General features: G+C 69.0%; 10 protein-coding genes. 3 read left to right on the forward strand and 7 right to left on the reverse strand.

Features of this window, described 5'->3' with window-relative positions; genetic code table 11:
• Nucleotides 1–38 precede the first annotated feature (38 nt).
• The 6 genes from Q8M82_RS04295 to Q8M82_RS04320 form a co-directional block, all read right to left on the reverse strand.
• A complete protein-coding gene (locus Q8M82_RS04295) occupies nt 39–995 on the reverse strand; it encodes an ABC transporter permease (protein ID WP_305690145.1) in 957 nt (318 codons plus the stop codon).
• A 4-nt stretch (nt 996–999) separates the two neighbouring features.
• Complete coding sequence (locus Q8M82_RS04300) at nt 1,000–1,779, reverse strand: SDR family NAD(P)-dependent oxidoreductase (protein ID WP_305690146.1); 780 nt, start codon at nt 1,777–1,779, stop codon at nt 1,000–1,002.
• A 4-nt stretch (nt 1,780–1,783) separates the two neighbouring features.
• Entirely contained in the window at nt 1,784–2,596 is an 813-nt protein-coding gene (locus tag Q8M82_RS04305) for a BtpA/SgcQ family protein (RefSeq protein WP_305690147.1), read from the reverse strand.
• A 5-nt stretch (nt 2,597–2,601) separates the two neighbouring features.
• Nucleotides 2,602–4,140: a xylulokinase gene (locus tag Q8M82_RS04310; RefSeq protein WP_305690148.1), complete on the reverse strand. Its 1,539-nt coding sequence runs from the start codon at nt 4,138–4,140 to the stop codon at nt 2,602–2,604.
• Entirely contained in the window at nt 4,137–4,865 is a 729-nt protein-coding gene (locus tag Q8M82_RS04315) for a GntR family transcriptional regulator (RefSeq protein ID WP_305690149.1), read from the reverse strand. The genes Q8M82_RS04310 and Q8M82_RS04315 overlap by 4 nt, the downstream gene beginning before the upstream one ends.
• Nucleotides 4,866–4,965: 100 nt before the next feature.
• Nucleotides 4,966–5,436, reverse strand: coding sequence for a VOC family protein (locus Q8M82_RS04320; protein WP_305690154.1), 471 nt, complete (start codon nt 5,434–5,436; stop codon nt 4,966–4,968).
• Nucleotides 5,437–5,626: 190 nt separating this feature from the next.
• Between Q8M82_RS04320 and Q8M82_RS04325 the strand changes: the two genes are divergently transcribed.
• Complete coding sequence (locus Q8M82_RS04325; RefSeq protein ID WP_305690150.1) at nt 5,627–6,739, forward strand: M20 family metallopeptidase; 1,113 nt, start codon at nt 5,627–5,629, stop codon at nt 6,737–6,739.
• A 222-nt stretch (nt 6,740–6,961) separates the two neighbouring features.
• On the opposite strand, the gene gyrA is transcribed toward Q8M82_RS04325, so the two are convergent.
• Nucleotides 6,962–9,673: a DNA gyrase subunit A gene (gene gyrA / locus Q8M82_RS04330; RefSeq protein ID WP_371126229.1), complete on the reverse strand. Its 2,712-nt coding sequence runs from the start codon at nt 9,671–9,673 to the stop codon at nt 6,962–6,964.
• A gap of 497 nt (nt 9,674–10,170) precedes the next feature.
• Here gyrA and Q8M82_RS04335 point away from each other — a divergent pair, with 497 nt between their 5' ends.
• A complete protein-coding gene (locus tag Q8M82_RS04335; protein WP_305690152.1) occupies nt 10,171–10,803 on the forward strand; it encodes a MarC family protein in 633 nt (210 codons plus the stop codon).
• Nucleotides 10,804–10,964: 161 nt separating this feature from the next.
• On the forward strand, nt 10,965–12,064 hold a 1,100-nt coding region (locus tag Q8M82_RS04340; RefSeq protein ID WP_305690153.1), incomplete at its 3' end, for a caspase family protein.

The following is a 12,064-nucleotide window of genomic DNA, read 5'->3' on the forward strand; positions in this document are numbered from 1 at the left end:
TCCTCAGGATGAGGGCTGAGTTTCATCGGGTTCCAATCCTAGACCTTGAACGCCGCCTTCTTCATCGCGCTGGCCGAGAAGGCGACCGAGCCGATGATGATGACGCCGAGGACGATGTCCTGGATGTAATAGGGCGCGCCGAGCAGGACCAAGCCGTTGCCGAGCACCTTGAGCACCAGCGCCGCGAAGACCGTGCCGGCGATGTTGGGCTTGCCGGGCTCGAACATGGTCATGCCGAGCAGAACGGCGGCGATGGCGTAGAGCAGATAGTCGCCCGCCATGTTGGGCGCGGCCGAGGACAGGTTGGCGGCCAGCAGCGCCGCCATCAGACCGGCGAAGACGCCCGCCAGCAGCAGGCCGATGCGCTTCATCCGCGCCGTGGCGATGCCGGCGAGCCGCGCCGCCTCGTCCGCCTCGCCGGTCGCGACCATATGCGCGCCGGTGCGGGTCCATTTCACGAGGATCCAGGCGAACAGCGTCGCGCCCGTCATCCAGAGCACGAGATTGGGAATGCCGAAGCTGTAGCCGCGCGCTAGACCGGTGAAGCTCACCGGCCAGCGCCCGGTGAAGGCGACGCCCTGGGTGATCATGAAGGCGAGCCCCTTGGCGATGGCCGCCGTGCCGAGCGTCATGATCAGCGAGGGGATGCGCAGCACCGTGACGCCATAGCCGTTGAGGCTGCCGAGCACGAAGCCGACCGCGATCGCGGCCCCGAAGGCGACGGCGGGCGGATATTGCGAGTGCACCATCCAGCCGCAGACGACGGCCGCGAGGCTCGCCACCTCCGCGATCGAGAGATCGAGCTCGGCGACCGTGAAGGCGAGTGCAAAGCCCAGCGCCAGAATGGCGAGGAAGCTCGTATCCTTCAGCACGTTGATGATGTTCATCGTGCTGGCGAAGTTCGGCGCGAAGAGCAGGAAGAACAGGACCAGCGCGAGCCCGGCGATGGCCGTGCCGTAGCGCCCGATCACCTCGCGAATATCGAGCCCGCCCATGGCCTCAGGCCCCTTTGGCGATGGTCGAGATCGGCGAGAGGATCTCGATGCCGCCGGTGATCGGGATCAGCGCCCCCGTCACGAAGGCGGCCGAAGGCGAAAGCAGGAAGGCGATCACGGCAGCGACATCCTCGGGTCGTCCCAAACGTCCAAGCGGCGTGCGCACAGCCGCACCGGCGACCAGCGCGTCGAACTGCTGCGCGAAGCTGCCGCGCACCATAGGCGTATCGATGATCCCCGGCGCAACCGCATTCACGCGAATCCCATGCGGGCCAAGCTGTTGCGCCATGCCGTAGGTGAGGGTCGCGACGCCGCCCTTGGCCGAGCCATAGGCGAGGTTGGCCCCGCCATTGGCATGGGCGATCGAGGAAATGTGGACGATGGCACCGCCCTCGCCCTGCGAGATCATTGCGCGCGCGGCCGCCTTCGAAATCCGGAATACGGCCGAGAGGTTGATGTCGACGAGCTTGTCCCACTCGTCATCGTCCATCTCGACCATCGGGACGGGGCGCGACGCGCCCGCCCCCGTCACGAGATGGTCGAGCCGGCCGAAGCGCTCGACCGCGAGATCGACGCAGGCCTGGGCGAGATCGCGCTCGCGGACATCGCCAGCCAGCGTCGCGACGCTTGCGCCCTGCGCGGCGAGATCCGTCGCCAGCGCTTCGAGCCCGCTTTGGTCGAGCCCCGACAGCACCAGACGATGGCCCTGCTGCGCCAGCATCGCGGCGAGCGCGCCGCCGATGCCGCCCGAAGCGCCCGTGACGAGGGTGACAGGTCCCGCCATCGCTTCAGGCCGCCTTCCGGTTTTCATAGGCGCGCACCAGCGCCTGGGCGCGGCGCGGTTCGACCGGGTTCAGCGTCTGGCGGTCGTATTTGATCGAGGTGCCGACGATGAACAGCTCGGCGACCTCCGCCAGCCGCGCGATGTTCTCCTCGGCCACGCCGGTGCCGACCGCGACGGGGGTATCGGGCACCTGCCGGGCGACGCTCTCGATCACCGCGATGTCGGCCTCCTTGCCGGCGGCGGGGCCGCCGACGCAGACGATGTCGGCGAGCCCGATGAAGACCGCGCCCGAGGCCTTCTGCTCGACGGGGCGCGTGTCGAGATTGATCGAGAAGCCCGGCGTGACGTTGCAGATGATGCGGATGTTCTCGGCGCCGAGATGGGCGCGCAGGCGCAGCGCCCTCGCGCCGTCCGGCGCCATCATGCCGATGTCGCCGACGAGCCCGCCGGTCAGGAAGGCGCGCACGAAGCGCCCGCCCGTGGCATGGGCCACCGCGATCGAGGCGGGCGGGTCGATCAGCATGTTGACGCCGTGCGGCAGGGTGGTCTGCGCCTGGCACTCGGCGATCACCTCGGTCATCGCGGCGACGACCTCGATCGGCATGTTGGCCTCATAGGGCATGTCGGATTCATTGGTGTAGAGCAGCGCGTGGAAGCCGGCCTCCTCGAGGATCTTCGCCTCCTCCTTCGCCTGCCTGACGATCTTCCGCATGCCGCCGCTGCGGTCGTAGAGCGGCGTGCCGGGCAAAGCGAGGGTGTGGACGCAGCCGATGAGGAGATGGTCGCGGCCGAAATCGGTCTGGACGAGGGTCTTCATGGCGGTCAGTCCTTGGTGGCGGGAGAAGGCGCGGCATGGATGCCGGGCAGGGCACCGGCGCTGCGCGAAAGCGAGGCGAGGTCGGCGGAGAGAGGGGCGAGCGCGGCCTCGCTGCGGCGATAGAGCGAAAACAGCGCGTCATAGGCCGGTCTCCGCTCCGGTTCCGGCGTGAAGCGCCGCGCCGGCCGCACCAGCGCCTCCTGGGCCTCCGCCAGCGATCCGAAGCGCCCGAGCCCGGTCCAGGCGACGATCGCGGCGCCGAGCAGGCCGGGCTCTTTCGAAGCGCCGACGACCACGGGCCGCCCGCAGATATCCGCCTTGATCTGGCTCCAGACCGGATTGGCGGCCGCGCCGCCGCCGAAGCGGATCTCGCCGACGGGTGCGCCGAGGGCGGCCTCGGCCCGCTCCAGCACGATCCGGTTGAGGAAGGCGACGCCCTCCAGCACGGCATAGGCGAGGTCGGTCGCGCCATGCTGGCGGTTAAGCCCGAGGATCGCCCCGCGTAGCGCAGGGTTCCAGTAGGGCACGCGCTCGCCCTGGAGATAGGGCAGGAAGAGGAGCGGCTGCGGATGCCGGCGCCCGGCCAGCAGCGCAACGATGCGCTGGCCGGTCGAGCCCTGGTTCGCGCCCTCTCGCGCCAGCAGCGAGAGCAACCAGGAGACGGTGTCGGCGCCGTTCTGGCTCGGCCCGCCGATCTGCCAGAGGCCGCGCCAGTCCACGCTCAGCAGGCCCTCGGCCTCGACCGGCTCCAGCCCGACGGCGCCCAGCACCTCCGTGGTGCCGGAGATGTTGTAGGCATAGCCCGGCCGCAGCGCACCGAGGCCCGCGACCGCGACCCAGGTGTCGCTCGACGAGCAGAACACGGGCACGCCGGCGAGCCGATCGAGCGGCGCGGGCAGGCCCGGCTGCGCCGGGCCGACGGGGTCACAGGGCTCGAGCATGGGCGGGAGGATGCCGGCGGACAGCCCGATCGTGGCGAAGGGATCGACGCCGCCGACGGCTTCGCGCGAGGCCAGCAGCCGCGCCATCGAGACGGGATCGCCGGCGTGGCGGCCGGTCAGGCGGGCGTTCAGATAGTCCTTGGGCTCGAGCACGCAGGCGAGCGCGCGGAAGCACGCCTCTTCCTCCTCCCGCAGCCAGGCGAGGCGCGCCAGCGGGTGAAAGGCGTTGATGCGCTGGGCCTCGGGATGGTCGCCCAGTCGCTCGCGCAACCGCCCTGCTGCGGCCTCCGAGCGCGTATCTTTCCAGGTCATCGCCGGGCGCAGCTGGCGGCCGTCGCGACCGAGGAAGACCTGAGTCCGGGTAACGCCGCAGATCGCGACGGCCTCGATCTCGCCGAACAGGGCGGGCTCGGCCTCGGCCAGCTGTCCGGCCGCCTCGACGAGGATGCGCCACCAAGCGGTCGCGTCGATCTCCGACCAGCCCATGCGGTCGATCGCGGTCGGGCCGAGGATCACAGCCTGCGCCCGCGTCGTGCCGGTCTCGTCGATCAGCGCGGCGCGGAAGCTGGTGCCACCGAGATCGCAGGCGAGGACGACGCTCATGCGGTGGCTCCCGAGGTCGCGCCGGCGACATCGCGATGGATGGTGAAGCGGTAGATGTCCCCGCGGATCAGGTTGTCACTGACCTCGACCACCAGCCCATCGGCATCCCGCGCCACGCGCTGGGAGCGGAAGACCGCGGTGCCTGGCGCAAGCGCGAGCGGGCCCGCCTCCTCTGCGCCGACGGACCAGGGCTCGAGCGTCTCCTCGACGGTCGCGAGGCGCACGCCGCGGCACTCGGCGAGATAGCGGTAGAGCGAGGTGTTCTCGAGATCGGCGGCCGTGGTTTCACCGAGCGTCGCGAGGCCGAGGCGCGAGCGCTGCAGCACGGCGGGCTGATCGTCGAGGCAGCGCAGGCGGGTGAGGTCGACGAGCCCGGCTGCGGACGCCGGCCCGAACAGCGCCGCCTCGTCGGCCGTGGCCGGGCGCGCCGCGAGCGAGAGCACGCGCGTCGTCGGCACGCGGCCGGCCATGCGCGCCTCGGTGTGGAAATCGACGAGGCTGCCGAGATGCTTGGCGATGTGGCGGGGACGGTAGAAGGTGCCCTGGCCCTGGCGGCGCTCGATCAGCCCGCGCTCCTGGAGCTGCTTCAATGCGGCGCGGATGGTGGTGCGGCTCGCGCCGTAGCGCTCGCAAAGGTCATGTTCGGAGGGCACCGCACGGGCGCCGCCGCCGCCAGCCGTCAGGCCGCGTTCGAGGCTTTCGGCGATTTCCTGGTAGCGGACCATGCGCGCATCCCGGATCAGGGAGTCGCATGAGAGATACAAATTCGATACAAGTCAAGCGCGGTGCGAGGGCCTGTCGGATGCTCGTGATCGGGCCAGGCTGTCAGCCGGCGGCGGCGCGCTCCAGAGCCGCGATGTCGAACTTCGTCATCCCCATCATCGCGTCCATGACGCGGCCGGTGACGGCGGCGTCGCCGCCATTGACCAACTCGACGAAGCGCTCGGGCACGATCTGCCAGGACAGGCCGAAGCGGTCCTTGAGCCAGCCGCACTGACCCGGCTGCCCGCCTTCGCTGAGGCTTTCCCAGTAATGGTCGACCTCGGCCTGCGTGGCGCAGTGGACGACGAAGGAGACGGCCTCGCTGAAGCGGAATTGCGGGCCACCATTCAGCGCCGTGAAGGTCATCCCCTCCAGTTCGAAGGAGACGACGAGGACATCGCCGACGCGTCCGGGCGCAGCACCGGTGTTGCGGACCACCGGTCCCGGCCGACTGTTCGGGAAGACCGACAGGTAGAAGGCGGCGGCCTCCTCGGCCTGATGGTCGAACCAGAGGAAGGGCGTGATCTTCTGCAGCTTCATGGCGACCTCCTGCGAGCGGGGACCGATCTGGCGCCTCTCATGCTTAGCCAAATGGTTTACTATAAGGCACCTCCTGTCAAGGCTGGTGACGACGGGCGCGCATCGCCATGCCATCAGGGCGGGGCGCCCCCGCCGCAAGCCGCGCTTGCCGGCAGGGCCGCTGGCAGCCAAGGTTCGCGCCATCATGAGCACGCCCGATCCCGTCTCCGCCCTCTCCGTCTGGCTCGCTTTGGAAAGCCCCACCCATCACGCCCCCGGCGTCAACGGCATGATGGATCTCGTCGCCGCCGAGGTCGAAGGCCTGCCGATCGCAGTCGAGCGCATTCCCGGCCGCGACGGGCTCGGCGACAGCCTGATCCTGCGGGCTGGCCTTGCCACGGGTGCGCCGGGTGTCGCCGTGATGTCGCATCTCGACACCGTCCATCCCGTCGGGACTAGCGCGCGCGACCTGCCCGTGCGGGTCGAGGGCGACCGGCTCTACGGCCCGGGCGTCTACGACATGAAGGGCGGCGCTTATCTCGCGCTGCAGGCCTTCAAGCAGGTCGCGCTGGCCGGCACTGCGAAGCGGCCGCTCGTCTTCCTGTTCACGCCCGACGAGGAGATCGGCTCGCCGACGACGCGTGGGCTGATCGAGGAGATCGGTCGCAAATCGGCGGCGGTGCTGATCACCGAGCCGGCGCGCGAGGGCGGCAAGATCGTCACGGCGCGGAAAGGTGTGGGGCGCTTCGAGGTGAAGCTCGAGGGCCGGCCGGCGCATTCCGGCGCGCGCCATGCCGACGGACGCAGCGCGATCCGCGAGGCGGCGCACCAGATTCTGGCGATCGAGGGCCTGACCGATTATGCCCGCGGCCTCACCACCACGGTCGCGCTGATGGGCGGAGGCACGGCGGCGAACGTGATCCCGCAGCATGCCTGGTTCAGCGTCGATCTGCGCGTCGCCACGGCGGCGGACGGTGCGGTGCTCGAGAGCCAGATCCTCGGTCTTGCGCCCAAGGATCCGGACGTCCGCATTAGCGTCACCGGCGGCATGAACCGGCCTCCTTACGAGAAGTCGCCCGAGGGGGCGGCGCTGTTCGAGACGGCGAAGCGCATCGCGGCCGGCATCGGTTTCGAGTTGCAGGACTGCCCGATGACGGGCGGTGGCTCGGACGGCAACTTCACCGCCGCGCTGGGCGTGCCGACCCTGGACGGGCTCGGTATCGACGGCGAGGGCGCGCATACGCTGTCGGAACACGCGCTGATCTCGTCGATCGCGCCGCGCCAGGCGCTGATCAAGGGGCTGCTGGAGACGGTGTGAGGTTTCTCCTCGTCTGGCGTTGAGACGCGCGTGTCATCCCGGGCGACCGCAGGGAGACCCGGGATCCATTCCGGAACCTAACCCACGAGCGCTCCGGAATGGATCCTGGATCTTCGCTGCGCTGCGTCCGGGATGACCGGCCTCCTATGAGGGCCGAGAGACCAACGAAAAAGGGGCTGCAGCGATGCAGCCCCTTTCGTGTTTTCGCAGGCAGTGAATCGCTTACGCCTCGCTCGGGCTCTCCGGCACCTGACCAGCTTCGGCCTCAGCCTCGTCACTCTCGCCCTCGTCACCGATGCGCTCGACCGAGACGACCTTCTCGCTGGCGTCGGTGTTGAACACCGTGACGCCCTGCGTCGAGCGGCCGGCGATGCGGATGCGGTTGCCGGGGCCGGCGTCGACCGGCACGCGGATGACCTGGCCGCCATCGGTGACCAGCATGATCTGGTCGCGGTCGTCGACCGGGAAGGAGGCGATGAGCTTGCCGTTGCGGTCGTTGACGACCATGGCGACGATGCCCTTTCCGCCGCGGCCGGTGACCCGGTACTCGAAGGAGGAGCTGCGCTTGCCGTAGCCCTTCTCCGATACCGTCAGGATGAACTGCTCGGCGAGCTGCATCTCCAGCCGCTTGGCGCCGAGTTCGACCTCGCCGGCCGCCTCTTCGCCATCGCCACTGGCCGGCGCCTCCACCGTGTCCTCGGCTTCGCCGTTGAGGGCGCGGCGCTGGGCGGCGGCGTCCTTGAGATAGGTGGCGCGCTCCTCGGGCGTGGCGTCGAGATGCTTCAGGATCGCCAGCGAGATGACCTCGTCGCCCTTGCCGAGATTGATGCCGCGCACGCCGGTGGAATCGCGGCCCTTGAAGACGCGCACCTCCGGCACCTCGAAGCGGATGCACTGGCCGTTGGCGGTGGTCAGCAGCACGTCGTCGGCCTCGGTGCAGATCTGCACGTCGACGATATGGTCGCCCTCGTCGAGCTTCATCGCGATCTTGCCAGCGCGATTGACGTTGACGAAGTCGGAGAGCTTGTTGCGGCGGACATTGCCCGACGCGGTCGCGAACATGACGTCCAGCGTCTCCCAGCTCGCCTCGTCCTCGGGCAGCGGCATGATCGTGGTGATGCGCTCGTTCTTCTCGAGCGGCAGCATGTTGTTGAGGAACTTGCCGCGCGAGTTCGGCGCCGCCAGCGGCAGGCGCCAGACCTTCTCCTTGTAGACCTGTCCCTCGGAGGAGAAGAACAGCACCGGCGTGTGGGTGTTGGCGACGAAGAGGCGGGTGACGAAATCCTCGTCCTTGGTCGCCATGCCGGAGCGGCCCTTGCCGCCACGCTTCTGCGCCCGATAGGTCGAGAGCGGCACGCGCTTGATGTAGCCGGCATGCGAGACGGTGACGACCATGTCCTCGCGGGCGATTAAATCCTCGTCGTCGAGATCGGAACCCCAGTCCTGGATCACGGTGCGGCGCGGGGTAGCGAAGGCGGCCTTCACCGCCGCCAGCTCGTCCTTGATGATGGCCTGAATGCGGATGCGCGAGCGCAGGATGTCGAGATAATCGGCGATCTCGGTGGCGAGCTTCTGCAACTCGTCGCCGATCTCGTCGCGGCCCAGAGCGGTCAGGCGGGCGAGGCGGAGCTCGAGGATCGCCTTGGCCTGCGCGTCCGAGAGGCGGTAGGTGCCGTCGGCATTGATCGGGTGGCGCGGATCGTCGACCAGGGCGATCAGCGGTGCGATGTCCTCGGCCGGCCAGTCGCGGTCCATCAGCGAGGCATGCGCGACGGCGGGCGTCGGCGCGGTGCGGATCAGGCGAATGACCTCGTCGATATTGGCCACCGCCGTGGCGAGGCCGCAGAGCACATGGGCGCGCTCACGGGCCTTGTTGAGCAGGAAGCGGGTGCGCCGCGAGACGACCTCCTCGCGGAACTCGACGAAGGCGACGATGAAGTCGCGCAGGTTGAGAACCTCGGGCCGGCCGCCGTTGAGCGCGACGAAGTTGCAGCCGAAGGAGGTCTGCAGCTGGGTGAAGCGGTAGAGCTGATTGAGCACGACGTCGGAGAGCGCGTCGCGCTTGATCTCGATGACGACGCGCACGCCCTCGCGGCTGGATTCGTCGCGCAGGTCGGAAATGCCCTCGATGCGCTTTTCGCGCACCATGTCGGCGATCTTCTCGACCATCGAGGCCTTGTTCACCTGGTAGGGAACCTCGGTGACGATGATCGCCTCGCGCTCCTTGCGCAGTTCCTCGATATGCGTCTTCGAGCGCATCACGATCGAGCCGCGGCCGGTGTGATAGGCGGCGTGGATGCCGCTGCGGCCCATGATCGAGGCGCCGGTCGGGAAATCGGGGCCGGGCACGATCTCGATCAGCTCGTCGATCGTGATCTCGGGATTGTCGATCAGCGCGACGCAGGCATCGATGACCTCGCCGAGATTGTGCGGCGGGATGTTGGTGGCCATGCCGACCGCGATGCCGCCCGCGCCGTTGACGAGGAGGTTCGGGTAGCGCGCCGGCAGGACCGTCGGCTCCTGCTCCTTGCCGTCGTAGTTGGCCTGGAAGTTGACGGTGTCGAGGTCGAGATCCTCCAGCAGCGGCATCGCGGCCTTGTCGAGCCGGGCTTCGGTGTAGCGATCGGCCGCCGGGCTGTCGCCATCCATCGAGCCGAAATTGCCCTGGCCGTCGATCAGCGGCAGGCGCAGCGAGAAATCCTGCGCCATGCGCACCAGCGCGTCATAGACCGCGAGATTGCCGTGAGGATGGTATTTACCCATCGTGTCGCCGACGATGCGGGCGCATTTGGTGTAGGGCCGGTCGGGCAGGTTCTTGTTCTCGTGCATCGAGAACAGGATGCGCCGGTGCACCGGCTTCAGGCCGTCGCGGACATCGGGCAGAGCGCGGCTCACGATCACGCTCATGGCGTAATCGAGATAGCTCTTCTTCATCTCGTCGGTGATGGCGATCGGCTTGATCTCGCCGCCGAACTGCGGCTCGTCCGGGCGCTTGTCGTCTGTGTCGTCGCTCAACGGATTGGGTCCCGATTCCGGTTGTTTTTCAAGCTTCTGGCTAGCCGATTCCGGTGGTTTAGGCCAGCGTCGCCAGCGGCTTTTCGGTGGAAAATAAACATAGCAATTTCAATGACTTGCGTCCTTCGACGGTGGCGCCTGCCGTTGCGCTCCACATTGCCGCCTTGTTTGGACGTGGCCATGAGCAAAAATGGGTTGAGCCGCTATGGCCGCGCGCTGGCCGGCCCTCCAGCCCTCATCCTGAGGAGGTCGCTTCGGCGACCGTCTCGAAGGATGCTCCAGCTCATTCCAGAGCCTCCTGGACCATCCTTCAAGACGCTGCTGCGCAGCTCCTCAGGATGAGGGCTGAGTGCGGGGCGCTGGCTTCGCAGCGCTGCCCCTTCCCGTGTGACGCGCAGCATGTCTTTAGTGCCGCCATGCCGATCGACTTCATCACCTCTGCGCTCGTCACCCTGCTCGTCACGCTCGACCCGCCGGGGCTGGCGCCGATCTTCCTGTCGCTGACGCAGGGCATGTCGGCTGGCGAGCGGCGGCAGGTGGCGATCCGTGCCTGCATCATCGCCTTCGGCATCCTCGCCTTCTTCGGCGTCGCCGGCGACATCGTGCTGAAGGCGCTCGGCGTCTCGCTGCCGGCCTTCCGCATCGCCGGCGGGCTGCTGCTGTTCTGGATCGCCTTCGAGATGGTGTTCGAGCGGCGCAGCGAGCGCAAGCAGCAGACCGCGACGACGGCGATCACCCAGGACCACATCCGCAATGTCGCGGCCTTTCCGCTGGCGATCCCGCTGATGGCGGGGCCCGGCGCGCTGACCGCGATCATCCTCCTCGCAGGCCGGGCGGAGGGCGACCCGCTGCGGCTGGCGGCGCTGGCGATCATCTGCGGGCTGGTCATCCTGTCCTGCCTCGTCGTCTTCCTCCTGGCGACACCGCTCGCCCGCCTGCTCGGCATCACCGGCAACATCGTCCTCACCCGCCTGCTCGGCGTCATCCTCGCGGCGCTGGCCGTGCAGTTCGTGATCGACGGGGTGAGGGCGGTGGTGCGGGCGGGGTAGGCGACGGTTCATATCCGTCCGGGGCGAGAGCGGCGCCGCACCTCCGTCAATTGGAGGATGCCGGCCCTTGGTCCTGTCGCCGATACTGTCGCGGGGGAATCACTGGCGCCGGCGGAGGCAGTATGCGGTTTCGGTCTTGGAGGCCCGCGGTTTTCATCGCGATGGCGGCGATCGGGAGCGTGCTGGCGCTCGGGGCCGGGACGGTTCTGGCCCAGGTCCCGAGCGCTCCCAAGCGCCTCGCCTTCGTCATCGGCAACGGTGCCTACAGCGCCATCCCGCCGCTGCAGAACGCCCTCAACGACGCGAACGCCACGCGCAGCGTACTGCAGGAGGCCGGATTCGAGGTGGTGCCCGCCAGTGACGCGACGCTGGCCGATCTGCGCAGCGCGCTCGACCGCTTCATCGAGCGGGTGCGCGAGTCCGGGCGCGGGACCACCGCGCTGGTCTATTATGCCGGTCATGCGGTCCAGCTCGACGGCACGAACTACCTGCTGCCGATCGATGTCCGGCCGCAGCGCTCCACCGACATTCCGGCCCAGGCCCTCCCGCTCAGCGACATCCTGCGGCGCCTCGACGGCACGGGGGCGGTGTCCAAGATCGTCGTGCTCGACGCCTGTCGGAACAACCCCTTCGCCACCGCCGAATTGTCGCGCGGGCTGGCGCTCCAGCTCGTCGACGGCGCGCAGGACGGCATCCGTTCCGAGGCGGGGCTGGCGCGCATCGACTCGGGCAGCGGCACCTTCGTCGCCTTCTCGACGTCGCCGGGAGCGACCGCGGCCGACGGCGCCGGCGCCAACAGCCCCTTCACGACGGCCTTCCTGCGCGAGATCCGCGAGCCCGGCCTGCCGGTCGAGCAGCTGTTCCGGCGCATCCGGCTCTCGGTCCACGACGCGACCGGCGGGCAGCAGATCCCCTGGGACACCTCCTCGCTGATCACCGATTTCGCCTTCTTCCAGCGTCCGGCCACCGCGCCCGCCACACCGCCCGCCGGTCCCGCCACCACGCAGGGCCCCTCGCTGACGCTGCGCCCGACGGCTGCGAGCCTGCGCAGCATGGCTCCCGCCGACGCCTATCGCGCCGCCATCGCCTGGGACCGCCGCGACATCTACCGGGCGACGCTCGAGGCGCATCCCGACGACGAGCGGGCGCTGCGGCTGCATCGCGGCCTGGCGCTGCGCACCGAGGAGACGGCCTGGGCCGAAACCGTCCGGGCCGGCGACGCGGAGTCCTTCCGGCTGTTCGCGCGGCTCTATCCGGGCTC

It is taken from the genome of Allobosea sp. (assembly GCF_030694325.1).
Lineage (GTDB): Bacteria > Pseudomonadota > Alphaproteobacteria > Rhizobiales > Beijerinckiaceae > Allobosea.

Excerpts from the sequence above, each read along its gene's own strand:
- Q8M82_RS04295 (WP_305690145.1), bottom strand. The coding sequence starts at position 995 with ATGGGCGGGCTCGATATTCGCGAGGTGATCGGGCGCTACGGCACGGCC.
- Q8M82_RS04300 (WP_305690146.1), bottom strand. The coding sequence starts at position 1,779 with ATGGCGGGACCTGTCACCCTCGTCACGGGCGCTTCGGGCGGCATCGGC.
- Q8M82_RS04305 (WP_305690147.1), bottom strand. The coding sequence starts at position 2,596 with ATGAAGACCCTCGTCCAGACCGATTTCGGCCGCGACCATCTCCTCATC.
- Q8M82_RS04310 (WP_305690148.1), bottom strand. The coding sequence starts at position 4,140 with ATGAGCGTCGTCCTCGCCTGCGATCTCGGTGGCACCAGCTTCCGCGCC.
- Q8M82_RS04315 (WP_305690149.1), bottom strand. The coding sequence starts at position 4,865 with ATGGTCCGCTACCAGGAAATCGCCGAAAGCCTCGAACGCGGCCTGACG.
- Q8M82_RS04325 (WP_305690150.1), top strand. The coding sequence starts at position 5,627 with ATGAGCACGCCCGATCCCGTCTCCGCCCTCTCCGTCTGGCTCGCTTTG.
- gyrA (WP_371126229.1), bottom strand. The coding sequence starts at position 9,673 with ATGAAGAAGAGCTATCTCGATTACGCCATGAGCGTGATCGTGAGCCGC.
- Q8M82_RS04335 (WP_305690152.1), top strand. The coding sequence starts at position 10,171 with ATGCCGATCGACTTCATCACCTCTGCGCTCGTCACCCTGCTCGTCACG.